14 protein-coding genes and 1 pseudogene are annotated in these 17,223 nt (G+C 64.5%); 11 read left to right on the top strand and 4 right to left on the bottom strand.

The genetic code is table 11. The features are described from left to right. Positions 1–7 precede the first annotated feature (7 nt). The gene (locus C0606_04505; GenBank protein PLX37557.1) at positions 8–883 is read right to left on the bottom strand and encodes an RpiR family transcriptional regulator; all 876 of its coding nucleotides are present in this window, start codon (positions 881–883) and stop codon (positions 8–10) included. Between the two features lie 178 nt (positions 884–1,061). Here C0606_04505 and C0606_04500 point away from each other — a divergent pair, with 178 nt between their 5' ends. The 4 genes and pseudogenes from C0606_04500 to C0606_04485 all read left to right on the top strand — a co-directional run bounded on the left by C0606_04500 (position 1,062) and on the right by C0606_04485 (position 5,007). After that, positions 1,062–1,868, top strand: a complete 807-nt coding sequence (locus tag C0606_04500; protein PLX37556.1) for an N-formylglutamate amidohydrolase — start codon at positions 1,062–1,064, stop codon at positions 1,866–1,868. Between the two features lie 44 nt (positions 1,869–1,912). Next, positions 1,913–2,515 (top strand): C4-dicarboxylate ABC transporter, encoded by a 603-nt coding sequence (locus tag C0606_04495; GenBank protein ID PLX37555.1) that lies wholly within the window; start codon positions 1,913–1,915, stop codon positions 2,513–2,515. Continuing rightward, positions 2,515–3,837 (top strand): annotated as a pseudogene (locus tag C0606_04490) (C4-dicarboxylate ABC transporter). The gene C0606_04495 and the pseudogene C0606_04490 overlap by 1 nt, the downstream one beginning before the upstream one ends. Before the next feature lie 120 nt (positions 3,838–3,957). Then, positions 3,958–5,007 (top strand): C4-dicarboxylate ABC transporter, encoded by a 1,050-nt coding sequence (locus C0606_04485; protein ID PLX37554.1) that lies wholly within the window; start codon positions 3,958–3,960, stop codon positions 5,005–5,007. Positions 5,008–5,668: 661 nt separating this feature from the next. Here C0606_04485 and C0606_04480 read toward each other — a convergent pair. Beyond that, complete coding sequence (locus C0606_04480) at positions 5,669–6,403, bottom strand: hypothetical protein (protein ID PLX38673.1); 735 nt, start codon at positions 6,401–6,403, stop codon at positions 5,669–5,671. A gap of 15 nt (positions 6,404–6,418) precedes the next feature. Next, positions 6,419–7,369, bottom strand: coding sequence for a GntR family transcriptional regulator (locus tag C0606_04475; protein ID PLX38672.1), 951 nt, complete (start codon positions 7,367–7,369; stop codon positions 6,419–6,421). Here C0606_04475 and C0606_04470 point away from each other — a divergent pair. The 7 genes from C0606_04470 (at position 7,329) to C0606_04440 (ending at position 15,485) form a co-directional block, all read left to right on the top strand. Continuing rightward, a complete protein-coding gene (locus C0606_04470) occupies positions 7,329–9,032 on the top strand; it encodes an acetolactate synthase (protein ID PLX37553.1) in 1,704 nt (567 codons plus the stop codon). The two genes, C0606_04475 and C0606_04470, sit on opposite strands and share 41 nt — an antisense overlap. Before the next feature lie 183 nt (positions 9,033–9,215). After that, positions 9,216–10,313: a muconate cycloisomerase gene (locus C0606_04465; protein PLX38671.1), complete on the top strand. Its 1,098-nt coding sequence runs from the start codon at positions 9,216–9,218 to the stop codon at positions 10,311–10,313. 15 nt (positions 10,314–10,328) lie between these two features. Further along, positions 10,329–11,603, top strand: a complete 1,275-nt coding sequence (locus C0606_04460; GenBank protein ID PLX37552.1) for an FAD-dependent oxidoreductase — start codon at positions 10,329–10,331, stop codon at positions 11,601–11,603. Between the two features lie 117 nt (positions 11,604–11,720). After that, positions 11,721–12,692: a C4-dicarboxylate ABC transporter substrate-binding protein gene (locus C0606_04455; GenBank protein ID PLX38670.1), complete on the top strand. Its 972-nt coding sequence runs from the start codon at positions 11,721–11,723 to the stop codon at positions 12,690–12,692. A 167-nt stretch (positions 12,693–12,859) separates the two neighbouring features. Then, complete coding sequence (locus C0606_04450; protein ID PLX37551.1) at positions 12,860–13,393, top strand: ABC transporter substrate-binding protein; 534 nt, start codon at positions 12,860–12,862, stop codon at positions 13,391–13,393. 5 nt (positions 13,394–13,398) lie between these two features. Then, entirely contained in the window at positions 13,399–14,712 is a 1,314-nt protein-coding gene (locus C0606_04445) for a C4-dicarboxylate ABC transporter permease (GenBank protein PLX37550.1), read from the top strand. Between the two features lie 11 nt (positions 14,713–14,723). Beyond that, positions 14,724–15,485, top strand: a complete 762-nt coding sequence (locus C0606_04440) for a hypothetical protein (protein PLX37549.1) — start codon at positions 14,724–14,726, stop codon at positions 15,483–15,485. Between the two features lie 360 nt (positions 15,486–15,845). Here the strand turns inward: C0606_04440 and C0606_04435 are convergent, their stop codons facing one another. Continuing rightward, a complete protein-coding gene (locus tag C0606_04435) occupies positions 15,846–17,108 on the bottom strand; it encodes an acyl-CoA dehydrogenase (protein ID PLX37548.1) in 1,263 nt (420 codons plus the stop codon). Positions 17,109–17,223: the final 115 nt, after the last annotated feature.

Raw genomic sequence — 17,223 nt, 5'->3', positions numbered from 1 at the left:
CCGGAATTTAGATGAACTTGCGGAACATCTTCATCTGGTCGAACAGGCCTTCGAGCGTCGCCATACGGTCCTTGGTCTCGTCCCACATCGTGGTCTGGACGGCGGCGATCAGCGCCTCGACGATGAACAGCGTGACCACCGAGGAATCCCACGCCGACGGCACCTCGATGCGGCAATGGAAGCTGTGCGCGGCGTATTTCGCCGCCGGCGAGCCCCACTGGTCGGTGAACAGCACCAGCACGATGCCGCGCTCGCGCGCCATTTCGGCAAGCCGCAGCACGTCGTTCTCGTAGCGGCGGATGTCGAAGGCGACCAGCACGTCGCCCGGCTTCATGTTCAAGAGATAGTGCGGCCAGGTGTTGGCGTTCGGCGCGATCAGCGTGACGCCGGTACGGATCACCTGCATGTGGGTGAAGAAATAGTCGGCGATCGCTCGCGTGATTCGCCCGCCGACGATGCCGATGGCGCGGTCCTTGTCGGCGAGCAGCGCCGTGACCTCGTTGAACGCCTCCGGATTGAGCTGCTTCAGCGTGCGCCGCATGTTGTCGCTGACCGCATCGGCGAAGCGGTTGAGGATATGCGTGTCGGGCGCGTTCTCCGCCCAGCGGTCATGCTTGGCGATCGGGTTGGAAATCGTCGCCTCAAGCTCGGATCGTAGCGCCGCCTGCAGTTCCGGAAAACCGTTGAAGCCGAGTTTCTTGGCCATCCGCGCGACCGTCGGCGTCGACACGCCGGAGGTCTCGGCCACCGCCGTTATGCTGCCCAACCCGGAGATCGGATAGTTCTGCATCATGGCGTTCGCGAGCTGCCGCTCGGCGCGGGTCAGAACGTCGAACTTTGCCTGGATGCGCTCCGCAACCGTCAGTCCCTGTACCGTCTCCATGGCCCGTTCCCCGCGTTTTGGCCCGGCGTAACGATTCGTCCAAAGGTCCTTAAACGGCTTAATTTTTCTCGTTCGCCTTCGTCCCGTCCGGTGTCCACAGTGTAAGGAAAATAACTTGACAGGAAAACTGCGTCTGAAAAGATATATTCAATAAAGGCACAGGGGAGCGCATTCGGCGATGGAAATCCACGCCACCTCGGACATTCCCGCGACCGATGAGGTGGTGGGGGTAGCCAACCCGTCCGGTCGTGGCGGCGTCCTCTTCGTGTGCGAACACGCCTCCAGTTTCATTCCTCCCGAATTCGACAATCTCGGCCTCGAGGAAGCCGCGCGGGTCAGCCATATCGCCTGGGATCCGGGCGCGCTGGCGGTGGCGCAAAAGCTCTCTGCCGCCTTCGATTCGCCGCTCGTCTTTCAGCGCGTGTCGCGCCTCGTCTACGACTGCAACCGCCCGCCCGAAGCGCCGAGCGCGATGCCCGACGTGAGCGAGATCTTCACCATTCCCGGCAATGCCGGCCTGACGGACGGGCAGCGTCGGGACCGCGCCGAACGGTTCTACTTTCCGTTCCGTGCAGCGCTGGGCGCGCGCATCGAGGCCGGTAAGGCGGCCGGTCATCCGCCGGTCATCGTCACGATCCATTCTTTCACACCGGTCTACAAGGGCGCCCGCCGCGCCGTCGAGATCGGCATCCTGCACGACAGCGACAGCCGTCTCGCCGATGCGGTTCTGGACGCTGCCGGCGATGAGTTCGTCGTCGGCCGCAACGATCCGTATGGCCCGGAGGACGGCGTCACCCACACGCTGATCGAGCAGGGCGTGAAACGCGGCCTTCTCAACGTCATGATCGAGATCCGCAACGACCTGATCGCCGAAGCGGCAGGTATCGACACTATGGCCGGCTATCTGACGCGCGTATTACGCGCCGCGATCGCCACGGTTGACACAACGATTTCCGGCAGCGCCGCCACGGGCGGCACGGCCTAGGGAGGAAAGGGGAAGCATGTTCGGCAGGGGAAGGGGCTCGTTTGATGCCTAGCGCCGTGAAGGGTTTCGTCCGCATGGTCGACGCGATCAATTATCGCCTCGGCCGCTTCGCGATGTATCTCATCTTCGCGATGATGGCGATTTTGCTGTGGTCGTCGATCTCCAAGACCTTCTTCCTGCCGTCGCTGTGGACCCTTGAAATGGCTCAGTTCGCGATGGTCGCCTATTACCTGCTCGGCGGGCCGTATTCGATGCAGGGCAAGGACGATGCGCATGTCCGCATGGACCTGTTCTACGGCTCCTGGTCGCCCAAGACCAAGGCGGCGGTGGATGCCGTCATCGTCTTCTTCCTGATCTTCTATCTCGGCGTGCTGCTCTATGGCGGCATCGACAGCGCCGCCTACTCGCTCGGCCACTTCAAGGGCGAGCCCTTCACCTTCTTCAAGGATCTGGTTGTCACCTTCTTCACCGAAGGCGGCGAGGCGGCCGGCAAGGCGCTTGGCTATCTGGAGCGCTCCAACACGGCCTGGCGGCCATGGATGTGGCCGATCAAGCTGACCATGTGCATCGGCATCTTCCTGATGATCCTGCAGGCGTTGGCGGAGTTCTTCCGTGATATCGCGCGCATCCGCGGGGAGGCGCTGTGATGTCCTACTAGATGATCGCCCTGTTCATGTTCTCCTCGATGATGCTGCTGCTGTTCACCGGACAGCGCGTCTTCGGGGCGATCGGCGCCGTCGGTTCGCTCGCCGCGATCCTTTTGTGGGGGACGGGCGGCTCCAATATCCCGTTCTCGGCCGCCATCAGCCTGATGAACTGGTATCCGCTGCTGACCCTGCCGATGTTCATCCTCATGGGCTTCGTGCTGTCGGAATCGAAGATCGCCGACGACCTCTACAAGATGTTCCACGTCTGGATGGGCCCGCTCAACGGCGGCCTCGCCATCGGCACGATCGCGCTGATGGTGCTGATCTCGGCGATGAACGGCCTGTCGGTCGCCGGCATGGCGATCGGCGCCACCATCGCCCTGCCGGAGCTTTTGAAGCGCGGCTACAACAAGATCATGGTCACCGGCGTCATCCAGGCCGGATCCTCGCTCGGCATCCTCGTGCCGCCGTCGGTGGTGCTGGTGCTCTACGCCATGATCGCCCGCCAGCCGGTCGGCCAGCTCTGGCTCGCCGGCGTCTTCCCGGGCCTGATGATGGCGGCGATGTTCATGATCTACATCGCCATCCGCTGCAAGCTGAACCCCAACCTCGGCCCCGCCTTGCCGGCCGAGGAACGCAACGTGCCGCTGGAAGAGAAGATGCGCCTGTTGCGCGCCGGCCTGCTGCCGCTCGTTATCTTCTTCGTCATGATGTTCCCCTTCGTGCGCGGCTGGACGAGCCTCGTCGAAAGCTCCGCCATCGGCGCCATCGCCGCGATCCTCGCGGCCGTCGTCAAGGGCCGCATGAACCGCGCCGTGTTCGAGGTTTCTGTCCGTCAGACCCTGTTCGTCTCGTGCATGTTCATGTGGATCATCATGGCCGCGCTCGGTTTCGGCGCCGTGTTCGACGGCCTCGGCGCGGTCAAGGCGATCAAGAGCCTGTTCATCGACCAGCTCGACCTCAATCCCTGGGTCATCCTGATCATCATGCAGCTGACCTTCCTGATCATGGGCACGTTCCTCGACGACACGGCGATGCTGGTCATCGTCGCGCCGCTTTACGTGCCGCTGGTGAAGGTGCTCGGCTTCGACCTGATCTGGTACGGCGTGCTCTACACGATCACCACCCAGGTCGCCTACATGACGCCGCCCTTCGGCTACAATCTATTCCTGATGCGCGCGATGGCGCCTCCGGAAATCACCATTCACGACATCTACCGCTCCATCGTGCCGTTCGTCGGCGTGATGATCCTGGCGCTGGCCATAGTGATGGCGTTCCCGCAGATCGCCCTGTGGCTGCCGGAATACGTCTACAGCCGATGAGGTGACGGACGCATTCGCGCCAACTTTGCATCGATGCTCCGCCGGGTCGTCCGGCGGGCTCCAAAAACAAGAAAAACGTCAAAGAGCCAAACGACCGTCTTGAAACAGAGGACAACCGCCATGACCAATAGACGCGATTTTCTGAAAAACGCCGCCCTCGGCTCCGCAGCCGCCGTCGGTGCTTCCACCCTGGCCGCGCCCTATGTGAAGGCGCAGGCCCCGATCAAGTGGCGCCTGCAGACCTATGCCGGCCCGGCGCTCGCCGAGCACGTGGTCAAGCCGGCCATCGACTCCTTCAACAAGATCGCCGCCGGCCGCATGGAGATCGAGCTCTACACCTCGGACTCGCTGGTTCCGACCGGTGAACTGTTCCGCGCCATGCAGGCCGGCACCATCGACATGGTGCAGTCGGACGACGACTCCATGGCCTCGCCGACCGAAGTCACCGTGTTCGGCGGCTACTTCCCGTTCGCCTCGCGCTATTCGCTCGACGTGCCGGTGCTGTTCAACCAGTACGGCCTGAAGAAGATCTGGGAAGAGGAATACGCCAAGGTCGGCGTCAAGCACATCTCCGCCGGCTCGTGGGATCCGTGCCACTTCGCCACCAAGGACCCGATCAACTCGCTCGCCGACCTGCAGGGCAAGCGCGTCTTCACCTTCCCGACCGCGGGCCGCTTCCTGGCCCAGTTCGGCGTCGTGCCGGTCACCCTGCCGTGGGAAGACATCGAAGTCGCCGTGCAGACCGGCGAACTCGACGGCATCGCCTGGTCGGGCATCACCGAGGACTACACGGTAGGTTGGGCCGACGTGACCAACTACTTCCTGACCAACAACATCTCGGGCGCCTGGATCGGCCACTTCTTCGCCAACATGGACCGTTGGAACGAAGTGCCGGACGATCTCAAGGAACTGCTGATGCTGGCCATGGAGTCCTCGCACTATTACCGCCAGTGGTGGTACTGGGGCGGCGAAGCCGCGCTGCGTGTCGACGGAACCAAGATGAAGCTGACCTCGATTCCGGACGCCGAATGGGATCAGGTCGAAGCCGCTGCCCACAAGTTCTGGGACGAAATCGCGGCCGAGTCCGACACCAAGAAGAAGGTCGTCGACATCTTCAAGAAGTACAACGCCGACATGGCCAAGGCCGGCCGGCCGTACCGCTACGGCTGATCCAATGCGCGTTCCCAAAAAGTTGGCAGACTTTTTGGACAAGAATTCGCATGGACAGACACTTGGACGATGTCTCTGGACCCAATTGGGATGAGACATCGTCCGGGCGGAATCCAAGCCAGAAGGACTCCTCGCCCGCACTGACCCTCACTCGTGCGGGCGGGCATCCTGCGCCCCGGGGCTTCACCGCCCCGGGGTTTTTTGTTGGGGTAGGGGCGCCAGTGAATTTCGCACTACCTCTGAATTGGCACTGAGATACTGCTCGCTCTTCCCTCTCCTTCGTCATGCCGGACTTGGATACCGGCATCCAATGGCAGACGCCCCGGGTAGAGATGGTGGAGAGTGAAGCAAGGCGCTTGCCCGCTTTCGCACCGGCATACCGTTCCGAGAAGGGCATTAGGCCCCGGCTCAAGGCCGGGGTGACGGGGAGAGTGAGGGAGGACTCGTGGTGTGCCTATGATTGGCCAGCGCTGCCGCAAAGCACTCATCGGACCCATCGGGTCCGCAAGCGCGACTGCGCGCCGGAACACGGGTGTTCCCGTGTTCCGCTCAATTGCGACTGACAAGTCGGGAACACCCGACTTGAGCCGGTCAGGGCGCCCCCGCGGAGGCTAGCGGGCGCGAGCCCGCGCTCAGCCGTGAGCGCGTCAATTCTCCCCCCTCAATACCGCGGATCGTCGTGGTGTTCGGGAAAGCGGCGGGGCAGCAGGCCGGCCTGGAACCAGCTCACGAACGAGTAGATCGAATAGACCGGCAGGCCGGTGAGGCGGCGGATATCGGCCGCGTAGGGCACCATATTGGTGCATTCGAGCACGATGGCGCCGATGTCGGCCCGGTCCTCGATGAGCGCGGCTGCCGCGTCGAGCAGGTCCTGGCGGGCAAGCTCCACATTCATTTCCGGCTCGTCGTCGAGGATGGCGCGGGTGAACTCGCGGCCCCCGTCGGTGCCGACGACCGGCGTATCCTCGGAAATACCGGCGGCGGCGCGCAATGCCGGCGTCAGCGTGTTGGCCGAAATGCTCAGCACCCCGACACGGCGGTCGGCCGGCAGCGTTGCCTCGACCAGCGGCACCTGCATCAGCGCCGAGGTTGCGACCGGCACGCCGAGCGCGTCGGCGAGGTCGTTCTGGAAGCGGATGAGGAAGCCGCAATTGGTGGTGATGCCGTCGGCACCCATGGCGACGAGATCGCGCCCGGCTTCGATGAAGGCATCCTTCAGGGCGCTCGGATCGCGTCGCACGACGACGTCGGGGCTCGCCCCGCGCACCACCCGGTAATGCACCGGGAAGGGCCAGGTCAGCGCGTTGCCCATGTCGCCGGGAATGCGCGGAAACCGCGTTTCCAGCATCAGGATGCCGACCGTGGCGCCGAAGACCGTTTTGCCGCCGAGTGCGATCATGACGACGTTTCCCTATTGCGTGGATGTGTGATCCACCATGCCCGGCATATCGGGCACGTACAATCGCGAAATGCCGCGCCGTACGACGGCGACGATCTGGTCGAGCCGCTTGCCGATATGCGTCGTCAGAACACCGGCGCAGGCGTCGGCATCGCGCGCTTCAAGTGCTGCCACCAGCGCCTCATGCTCTCCGCGTGTGTAGGGCAGGCGATCGTCCATGTCGATCCAGCGCACGAAGCGGATGCGCTCATTGATCTTGGCAAGCCGCGCGACCAGTTCGCCATTGCCGGCGAGCCCGGCGACGCTGAGGTGGAAACGCTCGTCATCCTCGACCAGTGCTTCGACCGTCTTGCCGTCGGTTGCCGCGCTGTGGCTGGCATAGGCCGCGACGACGGCCGAGAGCGCCTCGTCGCTCGCCCGCTCGCAGGCCAGCCGCACGGCCTCGACCTCGAGAATGCGGCGCACCTCGTAGAGATCGAAAATCTCCTTCGGATCGAGCTGGCGGCAGAAGAACCCCTGACCGGGCCGGAACAGGATCAGCCCGTCGGCGAGCAGCCGGTTGAGCGCCTCGCGCACGGGGGTGCGGCTGGCGCCGAGTTTCCTGGCGAGGTCGCCCTCATTGATCCGTTCGCCGGGCAGGAACTCGTAGGCGATCGCCATACGCCGCACGGCATCCTCGATGCGCCCCACATTGGTCGTGGCTGAAGAGGGCGTGGTTGTCGCCTCGGAACGTGATGCCGCCGGCTGGGCGGAACTGGCTGCGGGCACGGTCTTCCATCCTCCCGAAATCGGAATCGCTTGACAGCTGGCTGAGATTATACTCACCTGTATACAGGCTTGTATAGAGTTGTTGCGGGCTAGCGTTGAACGTGCCGGAAAGCGGTTCGGGCACCGCCTGTGGCAAGAGATGAAGGAACGGGAAATGACGACGCGGGGCAACGAACTGACCGGTGCCGAAGCCATGGTCCGCATGCTCGCCGCGCACGGCGTGAAGCATATGTTCGGCCTGTGCGGCGACACCACGCTGCCCTTCTACGATGCGCTCGAACGCCTCGATCACGGCATCACCCACATCCTCACTCGCGACGAGCGCCACGCCGCCTATATGGCCGACGCCTATGCCCGCGTCACCGGCCGCGTCGGCGTCTGCGAAGGCCCGTCCGGCGGCGGCGCGACCTACATTCTGCCGGGCGTGGTCGAGGCAAACGAGTCCTCTGTGCCCATACTTGCAATAACCACGGACGTCTCGACCACGGCGCGCGGCCGCTATCCGCTGACCGAGCTCGATCAGGCGGCGCTGTTCCGCCCGCTGACCAAATGGAACACGGTGATCGATGACGCCTCGCGGCTACCGTCTGCCATGCGCGAGGCCTTCCGCGCCATGACCACCGGCACGCCGGGCGCCGCCCATATCGGCCTGCCGCTCGACGTGCAGCGCGCAGCCGTCGCCGACAGCGAGATCTGGGCGCAGAGCGATCACGCGACCTTCCCGGCCTGGCGCACCGGCCCCGACCCGTGCGCGGTGGAAGCGGCTGCCAAGGCGCTCGTGACGGCTAAACGCGGCATCATCGTCTGCGGCGGCGGCGTCGTCTTGTCGGGCGGCGAAGCGGATCTGATCCGCCTTGCCGAGGCGCTTTCGATGCCGGTCGCAACGACGATCTCGGGGCAGGGGAGTATCCCCGACAGCCATCCGCTCGCGCTTGGTGTGGTCGGCTCGAACGGCGGCGTGCCGGCGACCCGCGCGGTCGTCGCCGAAGCCGATCTTGTGCTCTTCATCGGCTGCCGCGCCGGCTCGGTGACGACCGAGCGCTGGCGTTTCCCGGCGCCGGGCACCCGCATCGTTCATATCGATTCCGACCCGATGGCGGTGTCGGCCAATTACGAGACCGAGGCCGCCGTCATCGGCGATGCCAAGCTCGCTCTTGCCGCGTTGGCCGATGCCGTTGAAGGCGAAGTCGGCTCGGCACATGCCGGCAATGACGGCGCCGCGCGGGTGTCGAAAGCAAAGGCAGATAAATTCGCCGCTTTCGAACGTCTCGCCGCCTCGACATCGCGGCCGATCACGCCGGAGCGGGTGATCGCGACGCTGTCGCGCGTGCTTGCCGACGATGCCGTAATCTGCGCCGATCCGGGCACGCCGTGCCCGTACTTCTCGGCCTTCTATCCGACACGCCAGACCGGCCGGCATTTCATCTCCAACCGGGCGCACGGCGCGCTCGGCTACGCGCTTGGCGCGGCGATGGGCGCGCAGATCGGTCGTCCCGATGCGCAGGTCGTCGCCGCGATGGGCGACGGGTCCTTCGGCTTCACGGTCGGCGAGTTCGAAACCATCGTCCGCCATCGCCTGCCGATCACCGCAATCGTGTTTTCCAACAGCGTGTTCGGCTGGATCAAGGCCGGCCAGAAGAGCGGCTACAACGAGCGATATTACAATGTCGACTTCTCGCGCACCGACCACGCCGCGGTCGCCGCCGCCTATGGCGTGAAGAGCTGGCGGGTCGAGGATCCGAGCGAATTGGAAGGCGTGTTGCGCAAGGCCGTCGAGGCCGGTGAGCCGACTCTTGTAGACGTGATCGCCGAGCCGTTGCAGGATGCAGCTGCGCCCGTCAGCGAATGGATCGCCTGATCGACGCCGGCAAAGGAGCTGCGGAACCGGGTCTGAAAAAAGTTATCGAGGTTATATCGACAAATTATCGATAAAATCTTATCGTGTCCTCTCATCGGACGTTGGGGAACATCCGATGGGGCAACAAGGGAGGCAAATGCCGTGAGGGAGGCATTCGGCGACGGTCCGGGTACGATCGACCGCATGACGGTCACCTTGGCTCGCCTGCCGGTCCGGTCGCGCCGCAGCCACGGCATTGGCGACGTCGCCGGTACCACAGCCCACGTCATCCTCCGTCTCGAGACCAGTGAAGGCGTCGTCGGCTGGGGCGAAGCCGCTCCCTGGCCGGTCTTTGCCGGCACCGCCGAAGCGACCATGGTGGCGCTCGCGACCTATCTCCATCCTTTCGTCATCGGCGCCGACCCGCGCGACATCTCCGGCATCATGGCGTCCGCCGACGCCGCTCTTGCCGGCCATGGCGATGCCAAGGCAGCCCTTGAAACCGCACTGCTCGATTGCCTCGGCCGCTACTACGGCCTGCCGGTCTGGGCGCTGCTCGGCGGCCGCTGCCGTGACACCATTCCGCTGAGCGTCTCGCTTGCCGACCCGACCTGGGAAAACGATTTCGCGCTGGTCGAACGCCTTATTGAAGATGGCGTCGGCATCGTCAAGCTGAAGACCGGTTTTGCCGGCCACGACTTTGACGTCATGCGCCTTGAATCCCTGCGCAACGACTTTCCCGAACTCGATATCCGCGTCGACTACAATCAGGGCCTTGCGCCTTTCGACGCGCTGCGCCGCCTGCGCGACATCGAGGTCTTTTCGCCGACCTTCATCGAGCAGCCGGTGCGCGCCGACAAGGTCTCGCTGATGGCCTCGCTCGCCGCCTCGCTCGACGTGCCGATCCTCGCCGACGAAAGCGTGTTCACGGCAACCGACGCGTTGCGCGCAATTGCCGAGGAGGCCGCCGACGGCTTCTCGATCAAGATCATGAAGTCGGGCGGTCTCAGAGCCGGCCGGACGATTGCCGAAATCGCCGCCGCCGCCGGTCTCGGCGCCTATGGCGGCGATATGTTCGAGACCGGGCTTGCCCACCTCGCCGGCACGCACATGATCGCGGCAACGCCGGCGATCGCGCTCGGCTGCGAGTTCTACCAGGCGCAATATTATTTGAAGGAAGATCTCCTGGAGGAGCAGTTCCCGATCGAGAACGGTGCCGTCATTGTGCCCGACGGGCCGGGGCTCGGCATCGCCATCGACGAGGACAAGCTCGGCCATTACGCCATCGAGACCAGGAGCTGACGGGTGAGCGAGACAATGACCCAGAATTCCAAAGAGTCCGGCGCCAAGCGCGAAACCGTCGCCGTCATCGGCGCCGGCATCGTCGGTGTTTCCACCGCGGTCTGGCTGCAGCGCGACGGTTTTGACGTGGTGCTGATCGACAAGCTCGGCCCCGCCGAAGGCACCTCGCACGGCAATGGCGGCGTGCTCGCCTCATGCGCGGTCGTCCCGGTCACCGTGCCCGGCCTGATGTTCAAGGCGCCGGGCATGCTGCTCGATCCCTTGAGCCCGCTGTTCCTCAAATGGGGCTATATGCCGAAGCTGACGCCCTGGCTGTTGCGCTACATGATGAACGCGACCGAGAAGGCGAACCGCCGCGTCGGCGCCGCGCTGACCCAGCTTCTCGGCGACAGCGTCGAACAGCATCTGGCGCTCGCCGCCGGCACTCCGGCGGAAAAATACGTCGTCCCGTCCGACTACGTTTTCGTCTACGCCGACCGCGCGGCCTACGAATCCGACGCCTATGTCTGGAAGCTGCGCAAGGAATTCGGCTTCACCTGGGAACTGCTCGATCGCGACGCCTTCCGCGTCTACGATCCGGCCTTTGGCGACGGCTACGACTTCGCCGTGCGCATGCCTGACCACGGCCACATCACCGATCCCGGCATGCATGTGAAGGCGCTCGCCGATCACGTCGTCGCCAATGGCGGCAGGCTCGTCATCGCCGAAGCCCGCGACGTCGCCTATGAGGGCGGCAAGGTCGTCGGTGTCGACACGAACGAGGGCCTGATCGCCGCCGACAAGGTGGTGATGGCGACCGGCGTGTGGTCGAAGCCGCTGTGCAAGAAGCTCGGTCTCGACGTGCCGCTCGAAACCGAGCGTGGCTACCACATCGAGCTGGTCGAACCGTCGGTCATGCCGCGTTCGCCGATGATGGTGACGACGGGCAAATTCGTCGCGACGCCGATGGAAGGGCGCCTGCGCTGTGCCGGCATCGTCGAATTCGGCGGGCTGGACGCCGAGCCGAGCGAGGCCGCCTTCAAGCTGCTTCTGCATCGTATCCATGAGGCGCTGCCGGGCATCGAATACAAGGAGGTCGTGCGCTGGATGGGTCACCGCCCGGCGCCGTCGGACTCGATCCCGCTGATCGGCGAAGTGCCCGGAAAGCCGGGCGTCTATCTCGGCTTCGGCCACCACCATATCGGCCTGACGGGCGGACCGAAGACCGGCCGCATGCTGGCCGACATGATCTCGGGCCGGCGATCCAACGCCGACCTGACGCTCTACGACCCGGCGCGGTTCGCCGCGTAAAAAAGGGGAAGGGGTTTTCGAGCAAGAACTTACGGGCCACACTGGCCCGGTGAGGGGAAGTCAACAGTCTGGAGCAAGTGAAAAGGGAGATCCACGATGATCCGGAAATTCATCAAGATGACCACGGCGGTCAGCGCCGGCGTATTGCTGGCCGGCCTTGCGGCAACCGCCGCGCAGGCCGAGAAGTGGGATATGCCGATGGCCTATTCCGCGACCAACTTCCACTCCGCGGTCGGCGCCGAATTCGCCGCCTGCGTCACCACCGGTACCGGCGGCAATCTTGAGATCGTCACCCACCCGTCCGGCTCGCTGTTCAAGGGCAACGAGATCAAGCGCGCGGTGCAGACCGGCCAGGCGCCGATCGGCGAACGCCTGCTGTCGGCCCACCAGAACGAGAGCGCCATCTTCGGCTTCGACTCGATCCCGTTCCTCGCCACCTCGTTCGAGGATTCCGCGAAGCTGTGGAAGGCCGCCAAGCCGACGCTCGAAAAGGTCCTCGACGGTCAGAACCTGAAGCTGCTCTACGCCGTGCCGTGGCCGCCGCAGGGCCTCTACTTCAAGAAGGAAGTGAACTCGGTCGCCGACATGAAGGGCGTCAAGTTCCGCTCCTACTCGACCGCGACCGCGCGTCTCGCCGAACTGACCGGCATGCTGCCGGTGCAGATCGAAGCCGCTGAAATCTCGCAGGCGTTTGCCACCGGCGTCGCCGAATCGATGATCTCGTCGGGTTCGACCGGCTACGACCGCAAGGTCTGGGAAAGCCTGACCCACTTCTACGAGGTCGATGCCTGGCTGCCGCGCAACTACGTCTTCGTCAACAAGGACGCCTGGACCGGTCTCGACGAGGGTACGCAGAACGTCATCCTCGGCTGCGCCAACCTCGCCGAATACGCCGGTAACTGGCGTGCCGTCGAATACACCCAGTTCACCCTGAACGGGCTGAAGGACAACGGCATGACCGTCGGCAAGGCAAATGACGGCCTGACCGCCGAGCTGAAAGAGATCGGCAAGACCATGACCGCCGAGTGGCTCGAGAGCGCCGGCGAAGAAGGCAAGGCCATCGTCGACGCCTTCACGGCGATGCAGTAAGCCCGAACGACAGGCCGGGAGGGGCGACCCTCCCGGCTTTTCTGCCGGAGTGACCGCCGGGCCGTCTGCGTGACCGGTCCGCTGCGCCGCTCCTTCCATGCACAGGCTTGTGACGGTCCGGGATCGGGCATCCCGCCGCCAGGGCAAATTCGGTCGGGGGAACGAAAATGCAGGCTTTGGGGCGCACCCTCAGGCGCATTCTCGATGCGCTCTACACCGCCGGCGGCATCATCGCCGCTCTCTGTCTGATCATGATTCTGATCATCATCGTGCTGCAGATGAGCGCGCGCTGGACCGGTCAGGTCATCCCCGGTTCGACCGATTATGCCGGCTATTTCATGGCCGCCGCATCGTTCTTTGCTTTCGCGCACGCGCTCAACCATGGCGCCCATATCCGCGTCAGCATCCTGCTCAACAATCTCGGCAAATACCGATTCTGGGGCGAGCTTTGGTGCTTTGGTATCGGCACGGCGCTGTCGACCTATTTCGCCTGGTACGCGGTCAAGGCCGTCTACTGGTCGCGCAAGCTGAACGACATCAGTCAGGGTCAGGATGCGACGCCGATCTGGATCCCGCAAATGGCGATGGCCATCGGCACCTGCCTTCTGGCGCTCGCCTTCGCTGACCATCTTTTCCGCCTGATCTTCGCCGGCTCGCACGGCATCAAGGCGGACACCGTTGAACAGAGCCACGGGGAGTAGCGGCCATGGACGGATTCGCACTCACCGGCATCTTTCTCTTCGTTCTCTTCCTGCTGCTCGGCTCCGGCGTCTGGGTCGGTCTGGCGCTGCTTGGCGTTGCCTTCGTCGGCGTCGAACTGTTCACCACGCGCCCGGCCGGCGACGCCATGATCACGACGATCTGGACCTCGTCCTCGAGCTGGTCGCTGACAGCGCTGCCGCTGTTCATCTGGATGGGCGAGATCCTCTATCGAACGCGGTTGTCGGAGGACATGTTCAAGGGGTTGTCGCCATGGATGGCGCCACTACCGGGCGGCCTTTTGCACACCAACATCGTCGGCTGCACGGTCTTTGCCGCGGTGTCCGGCTCGTCGGCGGCGACGTTGACCACCGTCGGCAAGATGTCGATCCCCGAACTCCGCAAGCGCGGCTATCCCGAGAAGATGGTGATCGGCACGCTGGCTGGCGCCGCAACGCTCGGGCTGATGATCCCGCCGTCGCTGACGCTGATCGTCTATGGCGTCACCATCAACGAGTCGATCTCGAAGCTGTTCATGGCCGGCATCCTGCCGGGCCTCGTGCTCGCTACGCTGTTCATGCTCTATGTCGCGCTCTTGTCGGTGTTCCACCGCGGCGAGGCGCCGAAGCCTGAGCCCAAAATGACCATGCTCGACCGGGTCAAGAACTCCCGTTTCCTGATCCCGGTCATTCTGCTCATCACGCTCGTTATCGGCTCGATGTATCTCGGGTTCGCAACCGCGACCGAAGCGGCCGCCTTCGGCGTCATCGGCTCTCTGCTGCTCGCCGCCGGCCAGCGCTCGCTGACCTGGAAGAGCTTCACCGCAAGTCTGATGGGCGCGACGCGCACCTCGGCGATGATCGCGCTGATCCTCGCTGGTGCCGCCTTCCTGTCGCTGTCGATGGGCTTCACCGGCCTGCCGCGCGAACTGGCCCAGTGGATCGCCTCGCTGAACCTGTCGCCGACCGTGCTGATCCTCGCGCTGATGGTGTTCTACATCATCATCGGCTGCTTCCTCGATGGCATCTCCTCGGTGGTGCTGACCATGGCGGTCGTCGAGCCGATGATCCGCCAGGCCGGCATCGACGTCATCTGGTTCGGTATCTTCATCGTCGTCGTCGTCGAGATGGCGCAGATCACCCCGCCGATCGGCTTCAACCTGTTCGTGATGCAGGGCATGACACGCCACGAGATGGGCTACATCGCCCGCGCCGCGCTGCCGATGTTCCTGATCATGGTGGTGATGGTGTTCATCCTGATCTTCTTCCCGGATCTCGCCACCTATCTGCCCGAGAACATGCGGGCGCGGCCGGGGACGTAAACCCGGCCTGATTGAGGGGAGGGACGGCAATCGAAGCGCTCGGCCTGCATCTGCTGCCGTTGCCGTCCTACGCGCTGGCGATTGCCATCGTGCTTGTCGCGGCAATGGTGCAGTCGAACACCGGTATGGGTTTCGGCCTCGTCGCAGCCCCCCTGCTCGCCGTCATCGATGTCGAGCTGGTGCCGGTCCCGGTGCTATTGCTCGGCTTCGTCACGGCGACGATGGCCGCGGTGCGCGAGCGCCCGGCGATCCACTGGGACGAGGTCGGCATCGGCCTTTTCGGCCGCGTGTCCGGTGCGTTTCTCGCCGCGCTCGTGCTCTATTTGCTGCCGGACCGGCACGGCTTTTCGCTCGCCTTCGGTCTCTCGATCCTCGTCGCCGTCATCCTCAGCGTCGCCGGCGTCGTGCTGCCGCTGAACCGTATCTCGCTCGTCACCATGGGCACGGTCTCGGGCCTCACCGGCACCATCACCTCGGTTGGCGCGCCGCCAATGGCGATCGTCTACCAGAACGCCGCGCCGGGCCATGCGCGCCCGACGCTGAGCGCCTTCTTTTCGTTCGGCGCGATGGCCTCGTTTCTGGTTCTGGCCGCCACCGGCCGGGTCGATCTGCAGGACTTCGTTGGCGTCGTACTTCTGGCGCCGGCCATGTATGCCGGCGTCCGCCTCGCGCCCTATTGCCGCGACTGGATCGACCGCCGCTTCCGCTGGATCGCGCTGGCGTTGGCGACGGCCGCGGCAATCCGGCTCATCGTGGTCGGGATTGTGGGGTGAAGGGGCTTTGCTGCCTCGCACTCACGGGTAAGCACGACACCGTCCCCTCGCACTCCCCGTCACCCCGGCCCCTGAGCCGGGGCCCATTGCCCCTCTCGACACGGTATGCCCGGAGCGGTTTGCCGCCTGCACCCCTCCACTCACTCACGTCATCCTCCGGCTTGACCGGAGGATCGCTCTCGACTCGTCTGGGCGTGCATTGATTGAGAGCGATCGAGGCTCCGATCCTTTGCAAGCAACCGCCAGGATCTGGCCCGTTGCCGGCCGATCCTCCGGTCAAGCCGGAGGATGACGAAGGAAGGGGCAGTAGGATGACGAAAAGAAAAGCTGGAGGATGACGACGAGAGGTGCCTGGTCCTCCTACCGCCCCAGATCGTCGGGGATGGTGAAGTAGGGCAATGTCCGGCCGATTTCCTCGCGCGCGGTCTTCATCTCGCGGCGCGCGACGGCGCGGATGTGCACCTCGTCCGGCCCGTCGATGAAGCGCAGCGCCCGTCCCCAGGTCCACAGGAAGGAGAGCGGCGTGTCGGGCGTCAGGCCCATCGCGCCGAATACCTGCATCGCCCGGTCGAGAACGGTGGTCTGCAGCCGCGGCACGATCACCTTGATCGCGGAAACCTCGGTGCGCGCCGCGCGGTTGCCTTCCTGGTCGATCAGCCAGGCCGCGCGCAGCACGTAAAGCCGCGCCTGATCGATCTCCATGCGCGACAGGGCGATCCACTCCGCCACCTGGCCGTGATCGTAGAGATGCTTGCCGAAGGCCTTGCGCTCCATCGCCCGCTCGCAGGCAAGTTCGAGCGCCAGTTCGCACTGGCCGATCGAGCGCATGCAATGGTGGATGCGGCCCGGCCCGAGGCGGGCCTGCGCCAGCGCGAAGCCCTTGCCTTCTTCGCCGAGCAGGTTCTCCTTCGGCACGCGCACATGGTCGAACACGACCTCGCAATGCCCCTCCGGCGAGATGTGGTGCATGATCGGGATGTTGCGCACGACCTTCAGGCCCGGCGTGTCCATCGGCACCATCACCATCGAATGCCGCCGGTGCGGATCGGCATCCGGGCTGGTGTCGGAGACGCCGAGCACGATGGCGATCTTGCAGCGCGGATCGGCGGCGCCGGTGATGAACCACTTGCGGCCGCTGATGACGTAGTCGTCGCCGTCGCGCAGGATCGTGGTCTCGATATTGGTCGCGTCGGATGAGGCCACATCCGGCTCGGTCATGCAGAAGCACGAGCGGATCTCGCCATTGAGCAACGGATTGAGCCAGCGCTCGCGCTGCATCGGCGAGGCGAACATGTGCAGCAGTTCCATGTTGCCCGTGTCCGGCGCATTGCAGTTGAACACCTCAGACGCCCACCAGATGCGGCCCATGATTTCCGCAAGCGGCGCGTATTCGATGTTGGTCAGCCTTGTACCCGGTTCGTCGTCCTTCAGCGCCGGCAGGAACAGGTTCCACAGCCCTTCCGACTTCGCCAGCGCTTTCAAATCCTCGAGGATCTGCGGCGGGAAAATGCCGCGCTCGGTCTCTTCCAGATAGGTCTTGTGGGCCGGCACCACATGATCGTCCATGAAGGTCCGCAGACGGCGGCGCAGTTCCTGAACCTTGGGCGAATAGGCGAAATCCATCGAACGGACGCTCCCCGAATGGCGGCGGACACGGATGCCCGCTTCTGATTTGACGACTGGAGTCGATTTGTTGCTATGGAACGGGCTTTACCGGAGGAACGCAACCGAAAAGGCC

This window comes from Hyphomicrobiales bacterium, from assembly GCA_002869065.1.
GTDB lineage: Bacteria > Pseudomonadota > Alphaproteobacteria > Rhizobiales > Rhodobiaceae > Rhodobium.
This window is presented reverse-complemented; position numbering and strand designations above follow the sequence as displayed.

Bases quoted from the DNA above. Each gene is read 5' to 3' on its own strand.
- C0606_04505 (PLX37557.1), bottom strand. From the start codon at position 883: ATGGAGACGGTACAGGGACTGACGGTTGCGGAGCGCATCCAGGCAAAG.
- C0606_04500 (PLX37556.1), top strand. From the start codon at position 1,062: ATGGAAATCCACGCCACCTCGGACATTCCCGCGACCGATGAGGTGGTG.
- C0606_04495 (PLX37555.1), top strand. From the start codon at position 1,913: ATGCCTAGCGCCGTGAAGGGTTTCGTCCGCATGGTCGACGCGATCAAT.
- C0606_04485 (PLX37554.1), top strand. From the start codon at position 3,958: ATGACCAATAGACGCGATTTTCTGAAAAACGCCGCCCTCGGCTCCGCA.
- C0606_04470 (PLX37553.1), top strand. From the start codon at position 7,329: ATGACGACGCGGGGCAACGAACTGACCGGTGCCGAAGCCATGGTCCGC.
- C0606_04475 (PLX38672.1), bottom strand. From the start codon at position 7,369: ATGGCTTCGGCACCGGTCAGTTCGTTGCCCCGCGTCGTCATTTCCCGT.
- C0606_04465 (PLX38671.1), top strand. From the start codon at position 9,216: ATGACGGTCACCTTGGCTCGCCTGCCGGTCCGGTCGCGCCGCAGCCAC.
- C0606_04460 (PLX37552.1), top strand. From the start codon at position 10,329: ATGACCCAGAATTCCAAAGAGTCCGGCGCCAAGCGCGAAACCGTCGCC.
- C0606_04455 (PLX38670.1), top strand. From the start codon at position 11,721: ATGACCACGGCGGTCAGCGCCGGCGTATTGCTGGCCGGCCTTGCGGCA.
- C0606_04450 (PLX37551.1), top strand. From the start codon at position 12,860: ATGCAGGCTTTGGGGCGCACCCTCAGGCGCATTCTCGATGCGCTCTAC.
- C0606_04445 (PLX37550.1), top strand. From the start codon at position 13,399: ATGGACGGATTCGCACTCACCGGCATCTTTCTCTTCGTTCTCTTCCTG.
- C0606_04435 (PLX37548.1), bottom strand. From the start codon at position 17,108: ATGGATTTCGCCTATTCGCCCAAGGTTCAGGAACTGCGCCGCCGTCTG.